The organism is Streptomyces sp. NPDC042102, assembly GCF_055582305.1.
In genome coordinates, this window is sequence record NZ_JBVJDL010000001.1 from 1,512,361 (window position 1) to 1,533,715 (window position 21,355).

Here is a 21,355-nt window from a genome sequence, read left to right on the forward strand (position 1 = left end):
CCCGGCGCGCCCTCCTCGGCGACCGGGCCGCCGGGCATCATGGCCGCCATGACGACTCCCTCCCGTGCGCGCTCCTTCAGTGCCGCCGCCGCCCGCTACGCCGACCACCGGCCCTCGTACCCGCCGGCGCTCCTCGACGCGCTGGAGGAGCTCTGCGGCCGCCCGCTCGCGGGCGCGCGCGTCGCCGACGTCGGGGCGGGCACGGGCATCGCCACGGCCCTGCTGCACGCACGCGGAGCCCGGGTCACCGGCGTCGAGCCCGGCGCGGGCATGGCCGCCGAGTTCCGGCGCCGCAACCCCGGGGTGCCCGTGGTCCGCGGCGACGGCAACCAACTGCCCTTCGCCACCGGCTCACTGGACCTCCTGACGTACGCCCAGTCCTGGCACTGGACCGACCCCGCCCACGCCGTGCCCGAGGTGCTGCGCGTGCTGCGCCCGGGCGGCGCGCTGGCCGTCTGGTCGAACGACCCGGACACCTCCGTGGCGTGGATCGCCGACCAGGAGGCCCGCATCGAGGAGCGCTTCGGCCCCGGCTGGTACATCAACGAGCGGACCCGCCCGCGGCCCGGTCTGGACTTCACGACCCGGCTGCTGCGCTGGTCGCGGCGGGTGAGCGTGGACGCCCACCTCGCCAAGCTGTCGACGCACTCCCTCTTCCTCATCGGACGGCCCGGCACCGACGCGTTCCTCGCCGACGAGCGCGTCCGGCTCACCGGCCTGTTCCCCGACGGCTGGGTCGACGAGCGGTACGTGGTGGAGCTGAACGTGGCGGTCCGCGGCCCGGACGGCGGGCCGACGCGTCCGGGTGCGTGAAAGGCGCCCGGACGCGCGCGGGTGTGAGCCGAATCCACCGGGCGCGGCGGCGTACGCGCTTCCGACCGGGTGTTCAGCGTCCGTAACGGCCCACGCAGAGATCGACCACCGAGGGCGGGACGGTTCCGCGTGCCACCGCGCACAGGCCGGCCATGTCGGACGGGAGCGCCGGCTGCGCCGGCTGCCGCAGCTCGGAGCGGTGCCCCGGCCCCGCCCCGTACGCCGGTCCCGGCCGGTGCCGCGGGTGCGGCGGCCGGTGCGGGAGGGCGGCACCCCGGCTCCGGGCCGGAACCGGGAGCCGCCCCGTCCGGCGCGGCGGCCGCGGCCGTGCCTGGCGGGGCGGCTCCACCGCGCTCCGCGGGGCGCCGTCCGGCATCGGCGGGCGGTCTCCGCCCACCGCGCCCGCCGGCTCCCGTGCCCCCGCTAGGTCGTCGACCTCCCCGGCCCCGGCCCCCGCCCCCGCCGCGGCCGGACCGGCCGTTCCGTTCGCGCCGTTCGGTTCCGGGAGCCGGCCGAGGGGTATCACCGGCGGTCCCGGCGACGGCGGGGCCGACCGTGCCGCGGCCGGGCCGAGCCGGCGGGCGTCGTCCCGCTCCGGGCGCGGGCCGACGGTGACGCATCCGGCGGTGGCGAGCAGGGCGGCCAGGGTCAGGGGCAGGGCACGGCGCAGCAGCACGCCCCCAGCCTGACGCACCGCCGGGCCCGCCGGGCCACGCCCTCACCCGTTCGGCCCAACGCGGCCGCGGGCAGCCGCCCGTGCGCCCGACGACGCACCACCGTGCGCCGCGCCGGGACGGCCGCCCCGGCCGCCGGCACCCACGGGGCGCGACGACGGCGGCCGGTCCGGATATCGTGCCCTGAGCACGCATTCCGTACGCCCGGCAGCACGGCCCGGCCCCACCCCTCCGGGCGGCCGTCGCCCGCCCGGCCCCGCCCGGCCCCGTCCGTCGGTGCGCCGGCCACCGCTTCCGCCCGATCCGAGGACACCGTCATCGCCACGCCCGCCCACTCCGTCCCGTCCGCCCCGCACGTCGAGGCGGTGGCCGTCCTGCCGGACGGGCGGGGCCGGTTGCTGCTCACCCGCTCCGCCGCACGCGGCGGCTTCGCGCTGCCCGGCGGCGCCGTCGGCGGCGCCGAGACACCCGAGGAGGCCCTGGCCCGGCACCTCCGCAGCCAGCTCGGCCGGGACGTGCGGGTCGGGCGGCTGCTCGCGGTGAACTCCCTCACCCCCGGCACGGCCGCCGGCCCCGGCGGACCGGCGCGGATCGTCCACGTCCACCTCGCGGGACCCGTCCCGGAGCAGGAACCGGGCGGCCACCCCTGGGAAGAGGCCTGCGCGCTGCTCCCGGCGCCGGACGCGCCGGTGCTGCGCGCCGCCGTCGCCGCCCTGAACACCGGTTCGGTGGCGCACCTGCGCGACGGTGTCGTCCAGCCGGGCTCCGGAGCCGGCCTCGGCGCGGCGGACCGGGCGGCCCTGGAACACGCGCACACCCTGGACACGGCGAGCCACCGCGCCAACCGCCCCAAGGCGCTGACGGCGTCGAAGGTGCTGTTCACCGACAGCGCCGGCCGCGTCCTGCTGGTCCTGCCGAGCTACCGCGACGACGGCCGCTGGCACCTGCCCGGCGGCGGCGTCGAATCCGACCTCGGCGAGACACCGTACGAGGCCGCGCGCCGCGAGGTGCGCGAGGAACTGGGCCTCGACCTCGCCCCGGGCCGGCTGCTGGCGGTCAACTGGTCGGCGAAGCGCCCGTACCCGGCGCGCGTGGGGTTCCTGTACGACGGCGGCGTCCTCGACGGGGCGACGCTGGCGCGGATCCGCCTGGACCCGACCGAGCTGCGGCTGTGGCGGATGGTCTCGCGCACGGAACTGCCCGCCCTGGTCGGCAAGTCGCTGCGCCGCCGCATCGAGGCCTGCCTGACCGCGCGGCGCGAGGGCACGGGCCCCCTCGAACTGTACGCGGGCCGCCCCCGGACCGGCGGCTGACGCTCCCTCACCCACCCGTACGGGGAGAGCGTACGGGCGGGTGCCCGTGCGCCGACGGCCGATACGGGCCGGGCGGGCGCCGGGCGGGCTTGCCGGGGCGGGTGCCCGCCTCGCACAGTGGGCGCCATGACACCTGAGGACCTCCTGAACGCCTTCGCCCGCACCCGCGCCCGCCTCGACGGCGAGGAAGTCACCGTCTGGTGGTCCGGCGACGTCTACTCCTGGGCCCCCGACGAGCCCTACCGGCACGTCTTCGGCTTCGAAGGCGTCAACGTCGCCCGCCTGACCGCCGACGGCAGCGGCCACCGGCTGCTCGCCCGCGAAGCCGCGTTCTACCTGGACCCGCGGACCCGCGAGATCCTGAGCACCTGGCAGGACAAGCCGGTCGTGCACGTCTGGAACGATCCGGCCAACCAGCACCTGCGGCCCTTCCCGGTGCCCCTGACCGAGCTCGGCGACCAGGTCTGCTTCAGCCTGGAGATCCCGCTCGCCTACCCCTCGCCGCTGCCGGTCGCCGAGTTCCCCCTCCACTCGGCCGGTGACACGTACAAGGCGCTGGAGCTCTTCCAGTTCTACGCCCCCGCGCACGTGCTCGTGACCGACGAGCCCAGCGTGCCCTGCACCTTGTCGTGGACGCGGATGTCGCCCTGGCTGCCCTGGATGGAGCAGGGCCGGCGGCCCGGCGGCCTCACCTTCCACTGCAGGGGCCGCAAGCTCGACTCCTACGCCGAGGTGCCCGCACGCACGCGCGCGTTCATCGCCGCGCACCATCCGGAATTCGCCCACGCGCCCGAGAAGTGGAGCGAGCCGAACGAGACCAGCTGGACCTATTTCCGTAAGCTCGCCTCGCAGGGTGCGGTGGCCGTGCGGGCGCACCGGGCTCCCTGACGGAGCCGGAGCCGGAGGTGGTACGGGCGTGGACGAGGGACTGCTGGAGGCCGCGCGGGCCGTCAGACCGTACCTGAACGACCTGGTGGGGGACGGGGCGCAGGGCTGCGACCGGCAGCTGGCCGGGCTGCTGGCGCGTGCCCGGGCCGGGCAGGACGTCTCCGCCGAGCTCCTCGCCACGCTCACCGCCGGGCCGGCGCTGGCCGAGTGGACCGCCGCCGTCCGGGCGGACCCGCGGCACCGCCCACCCCGGGTCCGTGCGGAAACGGAACGCGCGGCGGGCGACGGCGGCTACACCCCGCTGCCCGGCCCGCACGGTGGCACGCCCGTCGACGCCCAGCGGTACGTGTGCGCCGTCGACGGTGACTTCGTGTGGTGGCGGATCGCGGTCGGCGTACCGCTCGGGCAGTGCCCCGACCATCCCGGCGTCCCGCTGGTGCGGGGGTAGCCGTGGGCGGCACGTTCTGGGAGGGCGTCGGCGGCAAGCTCGCCGAGCGGTTCGCGTCGGCCTCGGCCCACGCGCTGCTGTTCTGGCTGGGCGGTCTGCTCGCCTGGCTCCCGACGCGCGAGGGCCTGGCCGCCCTGCACCCGTCCACCGGCTGGTTCCAGGACCGGTCCGGTGCCGGCCAGGCCGCCGTCCTCGTGGTGGTCCTCGCCGTGGTGGCCGGCTCCGCCGTCCTCGTGGAACGGCTGGTGCCGGCCGCCCTCGCCGTCCTGGAGGGGCACTGGGGCAGGTGGCTGCGCCCGCTGGCCGCCCGTCTCGTCGTACGGCGCACCGCCCGCGCCGAGCGGCTGGTGCGGCGCTTCCAGGAGCTGGCCGGCCCGGTCCACGAGGGCACCGCCACCGCGCGCGAGCGTGACGAGTACACCCGCGTCAGCCGGGCCTTCCGCCACCTGCCCACCGGCGAACGTCTGCTGCCGACGCGCGTGGGGAACATCCTGCGCGCCGTCGAGACGCGGCCCGTCGACAAGTACGGCCTGGACGCCGTCGGCCTCTGGCCCCACCTGTGGCTGCTCCTGCCCGACACCGCCCGCGGCGAACTCGCCGCCGCCCGCCGCGCCCTGGACTCCTCCGTCGCGGCGGCCCTGTGGGGCCTGCTGTTCGTCGCGTTCACGCCGTGGGGCTGGTGGGCCCTGCCCGTGGGGCTCGTGGCCGCGGCCGCCGCCGTGTTCGCGTGGGTGCCGGCCCGCGCCGAGGCGTTCGCCGACCTGGTCGAGGCCGCCTTCGACCTCTACCACCCGGCGCTGTACCGGCAGCTGCGCTGGCCGCTGCCAGCCCACCCGGACGCCGACCGTGCCGAGGGCCGTCGCGTCAGCACGTACCTGACGCGGGGCCTGACCGGCACCACCCCGGTCTTCACGGACGACTGACGGCCCGCCCGGTCCCGCCCGCTCACCCGGCCGTCCCGTCCCGCCCCGCTGGTGCACACTTCTCCAAAAGATGGTCTTTTCCGATCGTCCTCCGTCCCGACCGAAGTGAACACCACCATGAGCGACACCCCGCGAACCCCCGTCCAGGACACCCGATTCGGCGCGATATCCGTCCGGCAGAACGGCCAGGACTCCCTCCTGGTCGAGGGCGAGGGCATCCCCCGCGTCACCCTGGACCGCGACCCCGGTTCGCAGGCCGACCCGCAGACCGCCATCGGCACGCGCGACCCGGCCCACCTCACGATGCGGATCGACGGTGAGCGGGTGGAGCTGACACCGGCTCAGGGCAGGCTGACCCGGCACTCGTACCGCGTGGACGTGGTGTACGACGGGGCGCACTACCGGCTGGTCCCGGACTCCGTGCCCAGCAGCAGGCTGACGCGCGACGGCGTGCACCTCGGTGACTTCTCCTCCGACGGCGACGAGCTGGTCATCGCCGAATGGCGGGACGGGCCCGAGCTCCGGCCGGTGGACGCGTCGATCGGGTACGCCCTGGCCTCGGCCTTCGGCACCGGCGGCCAGCCCATGTGGATGATGCTCGTCGACGCGGTGAGCACCGCCCTTCCGTAACCACCGCCCGATCCCCCCGCCCTGACCCCCATTCCCCTCCCCCTCGCCGGCTCGTGCACCCGGGGGAGGGGGGAGGGGGGAGGGCGGTTGACATGACCGCCCCCGTGGATCATGCTTTCACTACTTAATTAGTGAAAGGTGGTTTTGCGGCGTGATGGAGTACCGCATCGACCGGCGCAGCGGGCTGGCCACCTACCTGCAGATCGTCCAGCAGACCAAGCAGGCCCTGCGCCTGGGCCTGCTGGAACCGGGCGACAAACTGCCCACGGCGCGCGAGGTCGTCGAGGCGACAGCCATCAACCCGAACACGGTGCTCAAGGCCTACCGGGAACTGGAACGCGAGGGCCTCGTCGAGGCCCGCCGGGGCCTGGGCACCTTCGTACGCAGGTCGCTGGGCAGCGCCCCCGCCGACTCGCCACTGCGGGCCGAACTGGCCGACTGGGCGCGGCGCGCCCGCACGGCCGGCCTCGAACGGGAGGACGTGTCCGCGCTCTTCACCTCCGTACTCGACGAACACTTCAAAGGGGACGAAACGTGAGCGGTACGGTCATCGAGGCGCACGGCCTCGGCATGCGGTACGGACGGCGGCCCGGCTGGGCACTCCGTGACTGCTCCTTCCAGCTGCCGGCAGGCCGCGTCTGCGCGCTCGTCGGCCCCAACGGTGCCGGGAAGTCCACCCTGCTGGCACTCGCCGCCCGCCTGCTGCGCCCGACGGAGGGCACGATCGACACCCCGCCGCGCGAGGAGTCGGCGTACGTCGCCCAGGACAAGCCCCTCTACCCGCAGCTGACCGTCGGCGAGACCCTGCGCATGGGCCAGGAGCTCAACCCCGGCCGCTGGGACGCGCGGGCCGCCGCCCGCGTCGTCGACGACGGCGGCCTCGACCGCCGTGCACGCGTCAGCACCCTCTCCGGCGGCCTGCGCACCCGGCTCGCCCTGGCCCTCGCCCTCGGCAAGCGCCCCGCGTTGCTGCTCCTGGACGAGCCCATGGCCGATCTCGATCCGCTCGCCCGCCACCAGCTCATGGGCACCCTGATGGCCGACGCCGCCGAGAACGGCACCACCGTGGTGATGTCCTCGCACATCCTCACCGAGCTCGAGGGCGCCTGCGACCACCTGCTCCTCGTCGACGGCGGCACCGTCCGCCTCGCCGGTGCCGTCGACGACATCGCCGCGGCCCACGCCCTGCTCACCGGTCGCGCCGGCACCGACCTCAGCGCACACACCGTCATCGAGTCCCGCACGACGGGCCGCACCCTCACCGCGCTCGTGCGCCCGCGGGGCCCGGTCGACCCGTCGCTCTGGCAGACGACGCACCCGTCCCTGGAGGAACTCCTGCTCGCCCATCTGCGCTCGCCCGACGCCCCGCCGCTCGTCACCGGCCCCGCCCCCGCCCAGGAGGTGGCGGCATGAGCACCCTGCTCCTGAAGGGCCCCCGCTGGCTGACCGTCCGCCAGCACCGCCGGGCGCTGCTGCTGGCCGCCGCCTTCGTCGTCGTGAGCCCCGTCGCCATGCTGTCGCTGCGCGGGCTCGCCGGCTGGGACGGCATCCCCTACGGCCACGCGTACGCCCTGCTGCAGAGCGGAATGAAGGCCGCGTCCCTCACGATGCTGTTCCTCCCGGCGCTGGTGGGCGCGTTCTTCGCCGGCCCGATGATCGCCCGTGAACTGGAGAGCGGTACCTACCGGCTCGCACTGACCCAGTCCGCCACCCCGAGGGCCTGGCTCGCCGCGAAGTTCGTCGTCGCCGCGGTGGCGGCGGTGACCGGCTCGGCCGCCCTCGTCGGTGTCTACCGTTTCGGCTGGTCCCAGGTGGCCGGCATGCACCAGTTCCACTGGGCCGACCGCGGAGCCTACGAGGCGACCGGCCCGGTCGTCGTCGCGTACTGCCTGCTGGGCATCGCGACCGGCGCCGTCACCGGTCTGCTCGTCCGCCGGACCCTGCCCGCCATGGCCGTGACGGGGCTCGTCACCGGCCTGGTCATGCTGGCGCTCGGCGCCCTGCGCTGGTCCTTCCTGCCCGTGCAGACCCTGACCGCCCCGCTCGCGGCCGCCCCGGGCAAGGGCCTTCCGCACAACGCGTTCCTCGTGGAATCCGGGTACACCACCACCACGGGCGCGCGCCTGCCCTTCGACGCGTGCCTCGCATCGAACCCCGAGCAGCAGCGGGAATGTCTCGCCGGCCTGGACGTCGTCGGACGCTTCACCGACTACCACCCGGCGTCGCACTACTGGCCGACCCAGCTCATCGAGTCCTCCATCGCCCTGGCCCTGGCGGTCCTCGCGGGCTACGCCGCCTTCCGGATCCTGCGCTCCCGGCACGGCTGACCGCCCCGAGGCCGGACCCCGGGCAACCGCCGCACCCCGTCGCGCGTCTTCCCCCGCGTGAGGCGCGGTCCACGACCGCGCGTGATCAGTACTGCGCAGTCCATGACATCCTGTGACGTACTACGCGCCGGAACCGATCGGCGGATGTCCGGGGGTTACGGGGAAGGTTCATGAGGCTCTGCTTCCTGGTGGAAGAGCACTATCGCCACGACGGCATGCCCGTCGAGGTGATCCATCAGCTCACGGCCTGGGGGCACCAGGTCGACGTGCTGCGGCCCGGAGGCTCGCTGCTGCGCATGACCGACCTGGTGCGCGCGGGCAGCCACGACGCGTGGGTCCTCAAGACCGTCTCCGGCGGGCCGGGGCTCACCCTCCTGGAGGCGGCGGCCGCGGTCGGCCTCACCACCGTCAACGACGCCCGTGCCATCCGGGGCGTACGGGACAAGGCGCTGGCCGCGGCCGTCGGCCGCGGCCGCGGGCTGCCCCTGCCCCCCACGTACGCCGCCGCCCGCCCCGAGATCCTGCTCGCGGAGATACCGGCCGCCGAGTACCCCCTGGTCGTCAAGCCCGCCGACGGCAGCTCCGGCCGGGCCGTGCACCTGGTGTCCTCGCCCGAGCAGCTCGCCGCGATGCTTCCCGAGCTGGCCGCCGAGGGCATGCTCATCGCCCAGCCGTACGTGCCCAACTCCGGTGTCGACATCAAGGTGTACTGCGTCGGCGGCGAGCTCTACGCCACCGAGCGCCGCTCCCCGCTGCACCCGCAGCGGCCGGCGCGCGAGCGCCGCGTCCCGGTCCCGGCCGAGGTGGCGGCCATCGCGGCCGAGGTCGGGGAGGTCTACGGCCTCGACCTGTACGGCGTCGACGTACTGCTCGGACCGGACGGCCCCGTGGTCGTCGACGTCAACGACTTCCCCAGCTTCCGTCAGGTCCCCGACGCGGCCGCCCGCGTGGCGCGCGCCGTCCTGGACCTGGCCCGCGCCGGCGGGGCGCCCGCCCCGCTGATGGCCACCGTCCCCCGGCCGCAGGAGCGGCGCGGCCCGGCAGGCCCGCCCCCGCTCGGGGCCCCCGCCGTACGGCTGGCCGCGGCGGCGGGCGACACCCTGTGAACATCGGCCTGATCACCCCGGACCCCGGCCATCCGCTGCTGGCCGGGACCACCGCCCTGCTCGCACCGGAGCACCGCGTCACGGCCCTGCACCCGCAGACCGCCACCGGCGACGACGCGGACCTGGCCGACGTCTACCTGCTCAAGGCACGCACGCCGCGCGCGCTGGCGCTCGCCCGTACCCTGGAGCGGCGCGGCGCGCGCGTGCTCAACTCCGCCGCCGCGACCGAGCTGTGCCAGGACCGCACCGCGATGGCGGACACCGCCCGGCACGCCGGCCTGCCGTTCGCCGCCACGACCGGCTTCGACACCCTCGCCCAGCTGGTGTCCGGCCCGCCGCTGCCCGGGCCGGTGGTGGTCAAGAGCCGCCACAGCCGCCGTCACGACCTGGTGGCCCGGATCGACTCCGGCGCCCAGCTGCGGGACCTGGAGCCCACCTGGTCCCAGGAGCCCGTCGTGCTCCAGGAGTTCGCCCCCAACAGCGGCTGGGACCACAAACTGTGGGTGATCGGGGACCGGCTCTTCGCGGCCCTGCGCCGCTCCGAACTCGCCCCCGAGGGCCGCGGCCCCAGCCGGCCGATGGACCCCGCCCGGCTGCCGGCGGGCTGGGCCGGCCTCGTGCACCGGGTCGGGGAGGTCTTCGGCCTCGACGTCTACGGCGTGGACATCATCGACACCGGTGACGGCGTCCCCCTCATCGTGGACATCAACGCCTTCCCAGGGGTCCGGGGTCAGGCGGACGCCCCCCGCGCACTGGCCGACCTGGCCCTGCGTACGGCCTGAACCGTCCCCGCGGCCGCCGGCGGGACGTCCGCCTCCCGGAGCTCGGCGAGCAGTTCGCTCTGCCCGGCCAGCAGTTCGGTGAGGATCCGGCGCGCCGCGCGCAGCAGCTCCGCGACGTCCCCGCCGGCCAGCGCGTAGCTGACGGTGGCGCCGTCGCGGATGGACACCACGATCCCGGAGCGGCGTAACACGGCGAGCTGCTGGGAGAGGTTGGACGCCTCGATCTCGATCTCGTTGAGGAGGTCGCGTACGGGCATGGGACCGCTCTGGAGCAGTTCGAGCACACGGATGCGCACGGGGTGTCCGAGCATGCGGAAGAACTCAGCCTTGGCCTGGTACAGGGGTACCTGCATGTGTCCCGACTCTCCTTTCGGGTCGATGACCTCATCGTGCCGTCTCCCGGCCCCGCACCCGCCCGGACTTGACCGGTTCCGGATGTGCCGAGTTGAAGAGTTCTTCAACTCCTGGGCATACATGACCGCGCGGGCCGGGAGAGACCGGCCGGACCGGGTGCTACAGCTCCAGCTCCGCCTCGATGCGCTTGAGCTGGTGGCGGGCCATCGCCAGGTTCGACTTGGACTTGTCGAGGACGACGTACAGGAACAGTCCCTTCTTCCCCGCGCCCTTGAGCAGCCGGATCAGGTGGTACTGGCTGCCGAGGGTGATCAGGACGTCCTCGATCTCGTCGCTGAGGCCCAGGTGCTCCATGGTGCGGACCTTCGCCCGGATCACATCGGTGTTGCCCGCGGCGGCGACCATCAGGTCGAGGTCCTTCCCGCCGCCGAGCGTGCCCAGCGCCATACCGCTGGTGTAGTCGACGAGGGCGGCCCCCAGGCTGCCCTCGATCGAGGTCATCGTCTCCTTCAAGGACGTCTCCACACTGGCCATCGGCGCGTGCTCCCTCATTCGCGTTTCCGCGTCCGGCGACCTGCCGCCGGACGACTCGTGGGGGCGACGCTACTGAGGGTGCGCGGGTGCCGGAGGGCTCCTTGAGAAATCGGCGGGAAACGACCGGTTCCCGTCCGGTATGCGTCTGGCGCGGGAGTTCGTACGGAAGCGACGCACGAACGACGCAGGTGGCAGCCGGCCGCCGGGCCGCGCCACGCTGGCCCGCCCCAGCCCCGCCTCAGCCACGCCCCGCCCCCGCCCCCGCCCCGAGGAGTTGCGCACATGGCCACCGTCCCGCTCGATCCCGCCCTCGAAGCCGGATTCCTCGCGGGGCACGGCGACGCGGTCGCGGCCGCGTACCGCCGGTGGGGCCCGCTCGTGCACGCGCTCGCGCGCCGGGGGACCGGCGACGGCCACGAGGCCGAGGACATCACCCAGCAGGTCTTCCTGGCCGCCTGGCGCGGGCGCCGGCTGTTCCGCCCGGAACGCGGCGACTTCGGGGCCTGGCTGTTCGGCATCACCCGCCACAAGATCGCGGACGCCCTCGACCGCCGCGGCCGCCAGGCCCTCCCGACGGCCGCGGCCCCGGGGGCGGCGGTACGCGGTCCCGAGGAATCGCTCGACCGCCTCCTGGTCGCCCATGCCCTCACCCGGCTGCCCGGCAGCCAGCGCCGGATCCTGTGGCTGGCGTTCTACGAGGATCTGACGCAGACCCAGATCGCGGCCCGCACGGGCGTACCCCTGGGCACGGTCAAGAGCCACATGCGCCGCGGCCTGCGCACGCTGCGCCGCACCCTGGATCCGGAGCCGGCCGCGGGCCTGTCGTCACAGGAGCGCCGGTAGGGCCCGCCCTTCGGGCGGCCGGCGCTCCTGTGCGGACCCGACCTGGACCGGCGCGGTGGCCAGGGCCTCGACCACCGCCAGGGCCGAGCCCAGCGCGTGCAGGCGCCGGGCGCCCGGCGGCAGGGGTGCGGGGCCCCAGCCGGGGCCCGCGAGCAGCAGCGCCGGGCGGCCCCGGGCCCCGCGCGCCCCCCAGGCCACGGCCGACAGCGACGCGAGCAGGGCCGGGTCGGCCGTCGCCCGGGTCTGCGACCACAGCACCACCGCGCGCGGGCCGGTCCGGCGTACCGCGTCGTGCAGCGCCGCCACCGGCAGGGCCGCGCCGAACATCAGGGCGGGCACGTCGCGTTCCCCGAGGGCGGCCGTGAGGGCCTCGACGGGCAGGCTGTGCTGCTCGCCCGGCACGCAGGCCACCAGCACCGGCGGGGTCCTGGCCGCCCCGGCCACCGGCCGCAGCCGGTGCAGCGCCGACGAGACGTGCCAGGACAGCAGGTGCTCGACCTCCACGTACCGTTCGCCCACCGTGGCCCAGCGGCGGCCCACCGCGTGCAGCGTCGGCGCGACGACCTGCTCCCACCCGGCGACCAGGCCCCGCCCGGCGAAGGCGGCGGTCACCAGCTCCTCGACGGCCGGCGCGTCCAGGCGTACGGCCGCCCGGGCGAGCCCGCGCCGCTCCCGGCGCGCGTCGCCCGGATCACGGACGCCCGGATCGCCGGGGTGCGGATCGCGGGCGTGCGGCTGGGCGGTGCCCGGCGCGGCGGCGGACCGGGGCCGCACGACGGTCACCTCCGGCACGGACTCCAGGGCCGCGCGGGCCGCTTCCCGCGGCGGTACCCCCTGCGCGGTGAGCCGGCACATCAGCTCCAGCCGTGCGATGTCCCCGGCCGTCCAGCGCCGGTGCCGGCCGTCCTCCCGCTCGGCCGGGCCGATGGCGTACCGCCGCTCCCAGGACCGCAGTGTCGTGGGAGCCACGCCGAGCCGGCGGGCCACCGCCCCCGTCGTCAGTGCCGGTACCCCCGGCGCGGCCGGCTCCGTCATACGAGGCCGCGCAGGTGGCGGAAGCGGCCGAGCGCGTCGGTCAGGTCCACCACCGGCTCAGGATAGGCGCACCGGGCCCGCTGCGATGCCGCCAGTTTCCACGGCTCGTGCACCTCGGGGCCTTCCAGCGCGGCGAGTTCGGGCACCCAGCGGCGCACGTACACCCCGTCGGGGTCGTAACGCCGGGCCTGGCGCACGGGGTTGAGGACCCGGTTGGGGCGGGTGTCGGTGCCGGTACCGGCCACCCACTGCCAGTTGAGCTGGTTGTTGGCCACGTCCCCGTCGACCAGCAGGTCCAGGAAGTGCCGGGCGCCGACCCGCCAGTCGACGTACAGGGTCTTGGCCAGGAAGCTCGCGGCCAGCAGCCGCGCCCGGTTGTGCATCCAGCCCTCGTACCGCAGCTGGCGCATCGCCGCGTCCACCACCGGATAGCCGGTCAGCCCCTGCCGCCAGGCCTCCGCCTCCTCCTCGGCCGCACCCCCGGTGCGCCAGCGGTCGTGGCGCGGCCGGTAGTCGGCACGGGAGGCGGTGGGCCGGGCGGCGAGCACCTGGTGGTGGAAGTCGCGCCAGCACAGCTGCCGTACGAACGCCCGCGCCCCCTCGGCGTCCACCGCCCGGGCCCGCCGGACCGCCTCGGCGGGGGAGAGGGTGCCGAAGTGGAAGTGCGGCGAGAGCCGTGAGGTCGCGTCCGCGCCGAGGTCGTCGTGGGTGTCCTCGTAACGCGTGACGGGCCCGCGCAGCCACGCGGCCAGCCGCCGGCGCGCCTCGCTCTCACCGCCGCGCGCCAGCCCCGGCGAGACCCCCGCGACCCGCGAGCGGACGGGCAGCGGATCGGATCCGATGCCGTCGGGCACCGCGACGCAGCGGGGCGCGGCCACGCCCGCGCGCGGGGGCAGGTCCGACCAGCGCCGGTGGTACGGCGTGAACACCGCGAAGTGGTCCGATCCGGCCGGGACCACGGCCCCGGGCGCGACGGCGGTGATGACCGCGTCGTGCACGTGCAGGCGCCGGCCGGTCCCCTCCAGCGCCGCGCGCAGCCGCTCCTCGCGCGCCCGCGCGTAGGCGCTGACCCCGGCCGCCATGTGCACCTCGGTGGCGTCCGCCTCGGTGGCGACCGCGCAGACCTGCTCGACGGGGTCGCCGGAGCGGAACACCAGCCGCCCGCCGCGTTCGCGCAGCCCCGCGTCGAGGTCGGCCAGGCAGTCGGCGAGGAACGCCAGCCGGTTGGGGGCGGCGAAGCCGGCGGCCCCGATGCCGGGGTCGCGGACGAACAGCGGGACCACGCTCCGGGCGGCGGCGAGGGCGGCGCGCAGCGGCGGATGGTCGTGCAGGCGCAGGTCGGAGGTGTACAGGACGACCGCGACGTTCATGGCGGGGCTCCGCGTGAGGCGATGAGGGACTGCTGTCGTCCGGTACTTCGCCCGGGAGCCCCCGATCGGATGCACCACCGCCACGCCAGACGTACCGCGGTCCGCCCCTGGGCACGCGCGCGGGCGACAGGGCCTCGGGACGGACCGCGGCGGGCGATCAGCTGCCGACGGAGGCGTTGCCCGACAGGATCGGGATGTTGCTCAGGATGTGCGAGAGCGGCTCGTCGCCCTTGGCCTGGGTCGAGTTCTCGGCGCACTGCTGGTTCATCGGGTTGCTCAGGACGTTGATGTCCTGGACGCCGATGTTGAGCGCCGCCAGGATCGACTGGGCGTTGACCTTCGCCGGCAGGCCGATGCACGGCTTGTTCAGGGTGCCCTGGACCAGGCTGAGCTGCGGGCTCATCGGGCCTTCGGTCTTCTGGTTGCCGTAGATCTGCTGGGCGCCGTTGCCGTTGACGGTGTTGATGCCGTTGTCGTTGCCGATCGCCATCGCCGGGGCGGCCACGGCGGCACCCGCACCCACCATCGCGGCGGTGGCAGCGGCGGTCGCCATGATCTTCTTCAGCATGAGTGATCCTTCTGTCGCTTCTGTCGCACGAGTGCCCGCAGCGGGCAGCCTGAACAACTGCCGGACCCCGCCATGGTTCCGCGATGTCCCGCGAATCACCCGATCAGCGGGAATCCCGAAGCCGACGGTGACGGCGGTCAAGTGAGGGATCGTCAGAAAATCATGGTCGTGGCCCTGGGCTCCTCCGACCCCGCTCGCTACTCTCCGCGCATGATTTCCACCGTTGTCTGGGGCACCGGCAACGTCGGCCGCGCGGCCATCCGTGCCGTCGAGGCCCACCCGGCGCTCTCACTCGATGCCGTACTCGTCCACCATCCCGAGAAGGTCGGGCGTGACGCCGGCGAGCTCGCCGGTCTCGGCCGCGCCCTGGGCGTCGCGGCCACCGACGACATCGCGGGGGTGCTCGCCGCCGGCCCGCGGGCCGTGGTGTACGCCGCCACCGGCGACGTCCGGCCCGACGGGGCCCTCGACGACATAGCCCGGGCCGTGCGCGCCGGTGCCGTCGTCGTGACCCCCGCGCTCTATCCCCTCTACGACCAGCGCAACGCCCCGCCCGAGTTCCGCGACCCGGTGCTGGCGGCCGTCGCCGACGGCGGCGGCTCGCTGTTCGTCTCCGGCGTGGACCCCGGCTGGGGAAACGATGTCCTGCCCCTGCTGATCAGCGGCCTCGGCAGCACCGTGGACGCCATCCGCTGCCAGGAGATCTTCGACTACTCCACCTACGACCAGCCCGACTCGGTCCGCGACCTGGTCGGCATGGGCCGGCCGATGGACTACGAGCCGCCGATGCTGCTGCCGTCCGTGCCCACCATGGTGTGGGGCGGGCAGGTACGGCTGATGGCCCGCGCCCTCGGCGTCGAACTCGACGAGATCCGCGAGACCCTGGACCGGCGCCCGCTGGAGACCACGGTGACCACCCGCACGATGGGCGAGTTCGAGGCCGGCACCCAGGGCGCGGTCCGTTTCGAGGTGCAGGGCATCGTCGAGGGCGAACCCCGCATCGTCATCGAGCACGTCACCCGTATCCACCCCTCCTGCGCGCCGGACTGGCCGGTGCCGCCCGACGGCGCCGGGGCGCACCGGGTCGTCATCGAGGGCCGGCCGCGCATCGAGGTCACCGTCGAGGCCACCGACGAGGACGAGAACCGCTCCGCGGGAGGCAACGCCACCGCCGTCGGGCGGCTGGTCGGCGCCATCGACTGGCTGGTGGCCGCGGAACCCGGCCTCTACGACGCGCTCGACGTCCCGCTGCGCCCGGCGGTGGGCCGACTCGGAAGGAAGCAGCCGTGAACATCGACATCCCCGAGGGCAAGCACCCCATCGAGTACGTGTGGGGCGAGATGGTTCCCGAGATCGGCATGGCGGCCTCGAACTTCTCGCTGTCGGTGTACGCCCACACCACCCTGGGACTGCGCGAGTTCGAGGCCGCACGGCTGCGGATCGCGCAGATCAACGGGTGCCTGTTCTGCCTGGACTGGCGTACCGACCGGGACGGGGAGAAGGTCGAGGAGGAGTTCGCCGACGCCGTGACGCACTGGCGCACCACCGAGGCCTTCGACGACCGCACCCGGCTGGCCGCCGAGTACGCGGAGCGCTACGCCCTGGACCACCACGGCATCGACGAGGAGTTCTGGACCCGGATGCGGGCCCACTACAGCCAGCCGGAGATCGTGGAGCTGAGCATGAGCATCGGCTCGTGGCTGGCCTTCGGCCGCCTGAACCGGGTGCTGGGTCTCGACGCCGTGTGCGTGCTGCCCGGCGGCTGAGCGGCCCGGGCGGATGTCCGGGGCCGTCCGGTGGATCCGGCCGGCCCCGGCCCGCGCGTCGCTCCCGACCGGGTCAGAGGTCGGTGGCGACGATCTTCTCGATGTTCCGTTCGGCGAGGGCCGTGATGGTCACGAACGGGTTCACGCTGGTGTTGCCGGGGATCAGCGCGCCGTCGATGACGTACAGGCCGGGATGGCCGTGCAGGCGGCCGTAGTTGTCGGTGGCCCGGCCCAGTACCGCACCGCCGAGCGGGTGGTAGGTGAGATGGTCGCCCCAGATCTTGTGGACGCCGAAGAGATCGGTCCGGTAGATCGTCCCCTCCTTCGCGTTGATCCGGTCGAAGATGGTCCTGGCCATGTCGATGGACGGCTGCTTCCAGGCGGTCTGCCAGTTCAGCTCGGCCCGGCCGGTGGCGGGGTTGTAGGTGAACTCCGCCCGGTGCGGGTTCTTGGTGATGGACAGGTAGAACGAGGCGTACGTCTCGATGCCGGTGGGCAGCGGTGCGACCTCGGCGAAGGCGCCGCCCGCGTCCCAGTTGTCGATGCCGGAGCAGGGGATGGTCGACTGGAGCTTGCCGGTCGGGTCCCACATGTGGTTCGCCCGGCCGCACATGACGTTGCCGTTGTCGCCCCAGCCCTTGCCGACCTCGCTGTTGAGGTTCGGCAGCGCGCCGGTGGCCTTCAGCGCCACCAGCAGCTTGCTGGTGCCGACGCTGCCGGCCGCGAAGAACACCCGGTCCGCGGTGACCTGCTTGGTGGCGAGGGTCTGGCCGGTGGTACCGAGCTGGTCGATGACGACCGTGTAGCCGCCGCCGGACGCCGCGCTGACCGAGGTGACCTTGTGCAGCGCCGAGATGGTGACCCGGCCCGTGGCCCGGGCGGCGGCGATGTACGTCTGCTGGAGCGACTTCTTGCCGGCGTTGTTGCCGTAGAGGATCTCGCCGGCCAGCGCGGACTTGGTGGCGGTGCCGGCCGCCTCCCCCTTCATGTGGTCCCAGTCGTACACGTCGGGTACGAACGTCCACGGGAAGCCGGAGCGCTGGGCGTGCTTGCGGCCGACGCGGGAGAACTGGTAGGCGTCGACGGTGTCGAACCAGGCCGGGTCGATCAGGCCGACCCCGAGACCGGCGTTGGCGCGCGGGTAGTAGACGTCGTACATCTCGCCGGGGTCGACCGTGGGCAGGACGGAGCCGAAGTTCTGCCGCTTGGGCGTGACCGCCATGCCGCCGTTGACCAGCGAACCGCCACCGACGCCGCGGCCCTGGTAGACGGTGATGCCGCCCATCTCCTCGGCGTCCAGGATGCCGGTGTAGCGGGGGATGTCCCGGTCGATGGGGAAGCCGAGGAAGTAGTTCAGCGGGGCCTTGGTCCGCGTGCGCAGCCAGTAGGACCGCTGGTCCGGCTGGAGGGTGTTGCAGAAGATCTTGCCGTCGGGGCCGGGGGTGTCCCAGGCCATGCCCATCTCGACCACGTGGACGTCCACCCCGGCCTGCGCGAGCCGCAGGGCGGCGACCGAGCCGCCGTACCCGGTACCGATCACCAGGGCGGGGACCCGGGCGCCGGACTCGATCGGACCGGCCGTGGCGGCGGCCGTCCGGGGGGCGGCGGTCGCCCGGCCCGCGAGGGCCATGGCACCGAGAAGAGAACCGGTTCCTGCGATGAAGCCGCGGCGGGAGACTCCGTCAGAACCCGATTTTTTCATGTTGTTTCCACTCATATGACGTTCCTCACTCGTGGGGGAGTGGGAACACGTTCTACTGTCAGGTGGTTGACAAGTCGATATATACCCACAAGTAACTTCTGTCCAAAAATCACCTTCACCACACGCACACGGCACGTCTACAACTGTCCCCAACTCCCTGTCGGCCACGGGCAGTCGCAGCGCCGCCCCGGCCGCGCACCCGACTTCCGCCAGGAGGGGACGACCGATGGGCCTGGTCCCGCGTCGTACGGCGATGACGGCGGCCGCCGTCATCGCGGCCGTCACCACCGCGCTGGCCGGCGCACCCGCCGCCCTGGCCGGCCCGCCGGCCCCGGACGGCACGGTGCGGGACGGCACGGTGCGGGACGGCACGGCGCAGGACGGGGCCGCGCGGGTGCGGGTGGAGATACCCGGCCCGGAGTCCGGCACCGCCGCCGGCTCCGGGCACATCGAGGTACCCCGCACGGCACCGGCCGACCGCGCGCGCACCGGCTCCCGCCTCCCGGACGCCGCCCGGGCCGCCGACGGGCAGGTCACCAAGCTGGTCGACAACGGTGTCCCGGCCGACCGCCTGGACATCGTCGTCGTCGGCGACGGGTACACCGCCGACCAGCTGGAGCGCTTCCACGCCGACGCCCGGCAGAAGTGGGCGGAGATCGCCGCCGTCGAGCCGTACGCGACGTACCGCGAGCTCTTCAACGTCTGGACCGTCGACGCCGTCTCGAACGAATCCGGCGTCTCCGGCGACCCCGGTGCGGAGGTCGTGCGCGACACCGCCCTCGGCTCGTACTTCTGGTGCGACGGCATCGAGCGGCTGCTCTGCGTCGACCAGGAGCGCACCGACGCCTACGTGGCGCGGGCGCCCGAGGCCGACCTGGTGCTCGTCCTGGCCAACAGCGCCAAGTACGGCGGTGCCGGTTACAACGAGCCCAGCCCCACCCTCGGCTACGAGGGCATATCGACGGCCTCCGCCGGCAACGCGAAGTCGGGCCAGGTCGCCCTCCACGAAACCGGCCACTCGCTGGGCAAGCTCGCCGACGAGTACTTCTACCCCGACTACCCGGGCTACGAGCGGTACGAGGGCCCCGAGCCCGCCGACGGCAACGTCTCCACCCTCGGCGCCGACGCCATGGCCGGCGAGGGGGCGAAATGGCACCGCTGGCTCGGCGAGACCTCGCCCGACGGCGGCCCGGTCGGCACGTACGAGGGCGGCGGGTACTACGTCCGGGGGCTGAACCGGCCCACCGACAACTCCCTGATGCGCTCGCTCGGCCGGCCCTTCAACCTGCCCGGGCTCGAAGCGATGATCGCCGGCTTCCACCGCCACGCGAACCTGCTGACGCCGCGCACCCCGACCGACCGCATCCTGCGCCCCGGCTCCGTCGCCGCGGTCGACGTGCCCCGCCTGGCCCCGGCCGACGGGCGGCAGGCCATGGTGCGCTGGTACCTGGACGGCAAGGAGCTGGAACGGTACGCCGGCCGCACCCGGGTGCGGGCGAGCGAGCTGATCCCGGGCCTGCTGGACGGGCGCACCCACCGGCTGACGGTCACCGCCGAGGACCGGACTCCGTCCGTACGCGACCCGCGGATCGCCGCGGCCCTGTCGTCGTCGGCCGGCTGGTACGTCCGGCTCTGACACCCACGGGCCACCGGAACCGCGTCGTCCAGCGGCACTTTGACGACACGACCTAGTCCAGGGGCCAGGTGTGCACCGGGGCGTTCAGGTGCATGTAGTCCATGTACTGGAGCGTCATCCGGCGCAGCGCCTCCTGCGGGTCGGCCCCCTCCGGGGTGCGCCGGAGCTGGTGGTACACCTCCGACTGCCAGGACGCGCCGTTGCGTACGGTGACACAGCGCTGCTCGATGACCCCGAGCAGCGGCTCGCGCCACTGCGCGTCCATCCCGGCGGCCTCCAGCCCCTGGTGCGCCAGCGGCAGCAGTCGCCGCAGGACCAGCTCGGCGACCGGCACCTCGCCCATGCCGGGCCAGTACAGGCGCGCCTCGATCCCGTGCCGGGCCGCGGTGTGCAGGTTGTCCTCCGCGGCGGCGAAGGACATCCGCGACCACACCGGCCGCTCCTCCGCCACCAGCGCGCGCGTCAGGCCGTAGTAGAGGGCGCCGTTGGCGAGGATGTCGGCCACCGTCGGCCCGGCCGGCAGCACGCGGTTCTCCACCCGCAGGTGCGGCTTGCCGTCCGCGACGGCGTACACGGGCCGGTTCCAGCGGTAGACCGTGCCGTTGTGCAGGGTCAGTTCGGCCAGCTCCGGGACACCGCCGGCGTCGAGCACCGCGTGCGGGTCCTCGTCCTCGGTCAGTGGCAGCAGTGCCGGGAAGTAGCGCACGTTCTCCTCGAAGAGGTCGAACACACTGGTGATCCAGCGCTCCCCGAACCACACCCGCGGCCGCACCCCCTGCACCTTGATCTCCTGCGGGCGGGTGTCGGTGGCCTGCTCGAACAGCGGGATCCGGGTCTCGCGCCACAGCTCCTTGCCGAAGAGGAACGGGGCGTTCGCGGCCAGCGCCACCTGGACCCCGGCGATGGCCTGCGCGGCGTTCCAGTACGGGGCGAAGTCCTCGGGGGCGACCTGGAGGTGGAACTGGGTGCTGGTGCAGGCCGCCTCCGGCGTGATCGTGTCGGCGTACGTCCGCAGCTGCTCGACGCCGTCCACGGCGATCCGCAGGTCCTCACCGCGCGCCGCGAACACCTGTTCGTTGAGGAGGTGGTAGCGCGGGTTCTCCGACAGCGCGTGCGCGCCGACGTCCTCCTGCCGCAGCGTCGGCAGGATCCCGACCATCATCAGGTGCGCGCCGACCGCCGCCGCCCGCTCCTCGGCATGGTTGAGCGCGTCCCGGATCTCCTGCTCCCAGGCGTACGGGCCGCCGGCCGTCAGCCGCCGCGGCGCGATGTTGATCTCCAGGTTGAACCGGCCCAGCTCGGTGGCCCAGGCCGGATCGGCGATCGACGCCAGCACATCGGTGTTGCGCATCGCCGGCAGGCCCGCGTCGTCGACCAGGTTCAGCTCGATCTCGAGGCCCACCTGCGGGCGCTCGGCGTCGAAACGCGCCTCGCGCAGCATCCGGGCGAACGCGTCGAGACAGGCCTGCGTCTTGTCGCGGTAGCGGCGCCGGTCCTCGCGGGTGAAGACCTGCGCCGGGACGTCACGTCCCATCGGGCCTCCAGGGTTTCCGTCCCTCTTACAGCCTCGCACGACGCGCCCGAGGCGGCACATGGTGCCCGGTGGCTCTACGCTCGAAGTGCGTGTACGCAGGCGTGTACGA

23 protein-coding genes are annotated in these 21,355 nt (G+C 74.3%); 15 read left to right on the plus strand and 8 right to left on the minus strand.

Annotated elements, in window-relative coordinates; all coding sequences use genetic code 11:
* The first annotated feature begins 48 nt into the window (after window positions 1–48).
* Complete coding sequence (locus tag ACZ6KO_RS06215) at window positions 49–813, plus strand: class I SAM-dependent methyltransferase (RefSeq protein ID WP_469300623.1); 765 nt, start codon at window positions 49–51, stop codon at window positions 811–813.
* 73 nt (window positions 814–886) lie between these two features.
* Here the strand turns inward: ACZ6KO_RS06215 and ACZ6KO_RS06220 are convergent, their stop codons facing one another.
* On the minus strand, window positions 887–1,489 hold the full coding sequence (locus tag ACZ6KO_RS06220; RefSeq protein ID WP_469300625.1) for a hypothetical protein: 603 nt from the start codon (window positions 1,487–1,489) through the stop codon (window positions 887–889).
* Window positions 1,490–1,852: 363 nt separating this feature from the next.
* Between ACZ6KO_RS06220 and ACZ6KO_RS06225 the strand changes: the two genes are divergently transcribed.
* The 10 genes from ACZ6KO_RS06225 to ACZ6KO_RS06270 all read left to right on the plus strand — a co-directional run bounded on the left by ACZ6KO_RS06225 (window position 1,853) and on the right by ACZ6KO_RS06270 (window position 9,904).
* Window positions 1,853–2,800: an NUDIX hydrolase gene (locus ACZ6KO_RS06225; RefSeq protein ID WP_469300627.1), complete on the plus strand. Its 948-nt coding sequence runs from the start codon at window positions 1,853–1,855 to the stop codon at window positions 2,798–2,800.
* Between the two features lie 126 nt (window positions 2,801–2,926).
* A complete protein-coding gene (locus tag ACZ6KO_RS06230; protein ID WP_469300630.1) occupies window positions 2,927–3,688 on the plus strand; it encodes a DUF1838 family protein in 762 nt (253 codons plus the stop codon).
* Window positions 3,689–3,716: 28 nt separating this feature from the next.
* Window positions 3,717–4,136, plus strand: coding sequence for a hypothetical protein (locus ACZ6KO_RS06235; protein WP_469300632.1), 420 nt, complete (start codon window positions 3,717–3,719; stop codon window positions 4,134–4,136).
* A 2-nt stretch (window positions 4,137–4,138) separates the two neighbouring features.
* Window positions 4,139–5,059: a hypothetical protein gene (locus ACZ6KO_RS06240; protein ID WP_469300635.1), complete on the plus strand. Its 921-nt coding sequence runs from the start codon at window positions 4,139–4,141 to the stop codon at window positions 5,057–5,059.
* A 117-nt stretch (window positions 5,060–5,176) separates the two neighbouring features.
* Window positions 5,177–5,689, plus strand: a complete 513-nt coding sequence (locus ACZ6KO_RS06245; protein ID WP_469300638.1) for a hypothetical protein — start codon at window positions 5,177–5,179, stop codon at window positions 5,687–5,689.
* 151 nt (window positions 5,690–5,840) lie between these two features.
* Window positions 5,841–6,227: a GntR family transcriptional regulator gene (locus ACZ6KO_RS06250; RefSeq protein ID WP_469300640.1), complete on the plus strand. Its 387-nt coding sequence runs from the start codon at window positions 5,841–5,843 to the stop codon at window positions 6,225–6,227.
* The gene (locus tag ACZ6KO_RS06255; protein WP_469300643.1) at window positions 6,224–7,102 is read left to right on the plus strand and encodes an ABC transporter ATP-binding protein; all 879 of its coding nucleotides are present in this window, start codon (window positions 6,224–6,226) and stop codon (window positions 7,100–7,102) included. The genes ACZ6KO_RS06250 and ACZ6KO_RS06255 overlap by 4 nt, the downstream gene beginning before the upstream one ends.
* Window positions 7,099–8,016, plus strand: coding sequence for an ABC transporter permease (locus tag ACZ6KO_RS06260; RefSeq protein ID WP_469300645.1), 918 nt, complete (start codon window positions 7,099–7,101; stop codon window positions 8,014–8,016). The genes ACZ6KO_RS06255 and ACZ6KO_RS06260 overlap by 4 nt, the downstream gene beginning before the upstream one ends.
* Window positions 8,017–8,186: 170 nt before the next feature.
* On the plus strand, window positions 8,187–9,122 hold the full coding sequence (locus ACZ6KO_RS06265) for an ATP-grasp domain-containing protein (RefSeq protein ID WP_469300647.1): 936 nt from the start codon (window positions 8,187–8,189) through the stop codon (window positions 9,120–9,122).
* The gene (locus ACZ6KO_RS06270) at window positions 9,119–9,904 is read left to right on the plus strand and encodes an ATP-grasp domain-containing protein (RefSeq protein ID WP_469300650.1); all 786 of its coding nucleotides are present in this window, start codon (window positions 9,119–9,121) and stop codon (window positions 9,902–9,904) included. Before ACZ6KO_RS06265 ends, ACZ6KO_RS06270 begins: the two co-directional genes overlap by 4 nt.
* Here ACZ6KO_RS06270 and ACZ6KO_RS06275 read toward each other — a convergent pair.
* Complete coding sequence (locus tag ACZ6KO_RS06275) at window positions 9,853–10,257, minus strand: ArsR/SmtB family transcription factor (protein WP_469300652.1); 405 nt, start codon at window positions 10,255–10,257, stop codon at window positions 9,853–9,855. The two genes, ACZ6KO_RS06270 and ACZ6KO_RS06275, sit on opposite strands and share 52 nt — an antisense overlap.
* 160 nt (window positions 10,258–10,417) lie before the next feature.
* Window positions 10,418–10,792: a hypothetical protein gene (locus tag ACZ6KO_RS06280; protein WP_401443758.1), complete on the minus strand. Its 375-nt coding sequence runs from the start codon at window positions 10,790–10,792 to the stop codon at window positions 10,418–10,420.
* A gap of 282 nt (window positions 10,793–11,074) precedes the next feature.
* On the opposite strand from ACZ6KO_RS06280, the gene ACZ6KO_RS06285 reads away from it, so the two are divergent.
* Entirely contained in the window at window positions 11,075–11,635 is a 561-nt protein-coding gene (locus tag ACZ6KO_RS06285) for an RNA polymerase sigma factor (RefSeq protein WP_469300655.1), read from the plus strand.
* Here ACZ6KO_RS06285 and ACZ6KO_RS06290 read toward each other — a convergent pair.
* The 3 genes from ACZ6KO_RS06290 to ACZ6KO_RS06300 form a co-directional block, all read right to left on the minus strand.
* Entirely contained in the window at window positions 11,618–12,670 is a 1,053-nt protein-coding gene (locus tag ACZ6KO_RS06290) for a MerR family transcriptional regulator (protein ID WP_469300658.1), read from the minus strand. The two genes, ACZ6KO_RS06285 and ACZ6KO_RS06290, sit on opposite strands and share 18 nt — an antisense overlap.
* Window positions 12,667–14,040, minus strand: a complete 1,374-nt coding sequence (locus ACZ6KO_RS06295) for a cryptochrome/photolyase family protein (RefSeq protein ID WP_469300660.1) — start codon at window positions 14,038–14,040, stop codon at window positions 12,667–12,669. Before ACZ6KO_RS06295 ends, ACZ6KO_RS06290 begins: the two co-directional genes overlap by 4 nt.
* Window positions 14,041–14,197: 157 nt before the next feature.
* Window positions 14,198–14,608 carry a rodlin gene (locus ACZ6KO_RS06300; protein WP_469300665.1) on the minus strand — a complete coding sequence of 137 codons (411 nt, stop codon included), beginning with the start codon at window positions 14,606–14,608 and terminating at the stop codon, window positions 14,198–14,200.
* Window positions 14,609–14,818: 210 nt separating this feature from the next.
* On the opposite strand from ACZ6KO_RS06300, the gene ACZ6KO_RS06305 reads away from it, so the two are divergent.
* Both ACZ6KO_RS06305 and ACZ6KO_RS06310 read left to right on the plus strand, forming a co-directional pair.
* The gene (locus ACZ6KO_RS06305; RefSeq protein WP_469300667.1) at window positions 14,819–15,898 is read left to right on the plus strand and encodes an NAD(P)H-dependent amine dehydrogenase family protein; all 1,080 of its coding nucleotides are present in this window, start codon (window positions 14,819–14,821) and stop codon (window positions 15,896–15,898) included.
* Window positions 15,899–15,948: 50 nt separating this feature from the next.
* Window positions 15,949–16,374, plus strand: a complete 426-nt coding sequence (locus tag ACZ6KO_RS06310) for a carboxymuconolactone decarboxylase family protein (protein WP_469301576.1) — start codon at window positions 15,949–15,951, stop codon at window positions 16,372–16,374.
* Window positions 16,375–16,447: 73 nt separating this feature from the next.
* On the opposite strand, the gene ACZ6KO_RS06315 is transcribed toward ACZ6KO_RS06310, so the two are convergent.
* On the minus strand, window positions 16,448–18,076 hold the full coding sequence (locus ACZ6KO_RS06315; RefSeq protein WP_469301578.1) for a GMC oxidoreductase: 1,629 nt from the start codon (window positions 18,074–18,076) through the stop codon (window positions 16,448–16,450).
* A gap of 226 nt (window positions 18,077–18,302) precedes the next feature.
* Between ACZ6KO_RS06315 and ACZ6KO_RS06320 the strand changes: the two genes are divergently transcribed.
* On the plus strand, window positions 18,303–19,712 hold the full coding sequence (locus ACZ6KO_RS06320) for a M64 family metallopeptidase (protein WP_469300670.1): 1,410 nt from the start codon (window positions 18,303–18,305) through the stop codon (window positions 19,710–19,712).
* Between the two features lie 52 nt (window positions 19,713–19,764).
* Here the strand turns inward: ACZ6KO_RS06320 and ACZ6KO_RS06325 are convergent, their stop codons facing one another.
* Complete coding sequence (locus tag ACZ6KO_RS06325) at window positions 19,765–21,246, minus strand: glutamate-cysteine ligase family protein (RefSeq protein WP_469300673.1); 1,482 nt, start codon at window positions 21,244–21,246, stop codon at window positions 19,765–19,767.
* Window positions 21,247–21,355 lie beyond the last annotated feature (109 nt).

Bases quoted from the DNA above. Each gene is read 5' to 3' on its own strand.
- ACZ6KO_RS06215 (WP_469300623.1), top strand. From the start codon at position 49: ATGACGACTCCCTCCCGTGCGCGCTCCTTCAGTGCCGCCGCCGCCCGC.
- ACZ6KO_RS06230 (WP_469300630.1), top strand. From the start codon at position 2,927: ATGACACCTGAGGACCTCCTGAACGCCTTCGCCCGCACCCGCGCCCGC.
- ACZ6KO_RS06245 (WP_469300638.1), top strand. From the start codon at position 5,177: ATGAGCGACACCCCGCGAACCCCCGTCCAGGACACCCGATTCGGCGCG.
- ACZ6KO_RS06260 (WP_469300645.1), top strand. From the start codon at position 7,099: ATGAGCACCCTGCTCCTGAAGGGCCCCCGCTGGCTGACCGTCCGCCAG.
- ACZ6KO_RS06265 (WP_469300647.1), top strand. From the start codon at position 8,187: ATGAGGCTCTGCTTCCTGGTGGAAGAGCACTATCGCCACGACGGCATG.
- ACZ6KO_RS06275 (WP_469300652.1), bottom strand. From the start codon at position 10,257: ATGCAGGTACCCCTGTACCAGGCCAAGGCTGAGTTCTTCCGCATGCTC.
- ACZ6KO_RS06280 (WP_401443758.1), bottom strand. From the start codon at position 10,792: ATGGCCAGTGTGGAGACGTCCTTGAAGGAGACGATGACCTCGATCGAG.
- ACZ6KO_RS06285 (WP_469300655.1), top strand. From the start codon at position 11,075: ATGGCCACCGTCCCGCTCGATCCCGCCCTCGAAGCCGGATTCCTCGCG.
- ACZ6KO_RS06290 (WP_469300658.1), bottom strand. From the start codon at position 12,670: ATGACGGAGCCGGCCGCGCCGGGGGTACCGGCACTGACGACGGGGGCG.
- ACZ6KO_RS06295 (WP_469300660.1), bottom strand. From the start codon at position 14,040: ATGAACGTCGCGGTCGTCCTGTACACCTCCGACCTGCGCCTGCACGAC.
- ACZ6KO_RS06300 (WP_469300665.1), bottom strand. From the start codon at position 14,608: ATGCTGAAGAAGATCATGGCGACCGCCGCTGCCACCGCCGCGATGGTG.
- ACZ6KO_RS06305 (WP_469300667.1), top strand. From the start codon at position 14,819: ATGATTTCCACCGTTGTCTGGGGCACCGGCAACGTCGGCCGCGCGGCC.
- ACZ6KO_RS06310 (WP_469301576.1), top strand. From the start codon at position 15,949: ATGGTTCCCGAGATCGGCATGGCGGCCTCGAACTTCTCGCTGTCGGTG.
- ACZ6KO_RS06315 (WP_469301578.1), bottom strand. From the start codon at position 18,076: ATGAAAAAATCGGGTTCTGACGGAGTCTCCCGCCGCGGCTTCATCGCA.
- ACZ6KO_RS06320 (WP_469300670.1), top strand. From the start codon at position 18,303: ATGGGCCTGGTCCCGCGTCGTACGGCGATGACGGCGGCCGCCGTCATC.
- ACZ6KO_RS06325 (WP_469300673.1), bottom strand. From the start codon at position 21,246: ATGGGACGTGACGTCCCGGCGCAGGTCTTCACCCGCGAGGACCGGCGC.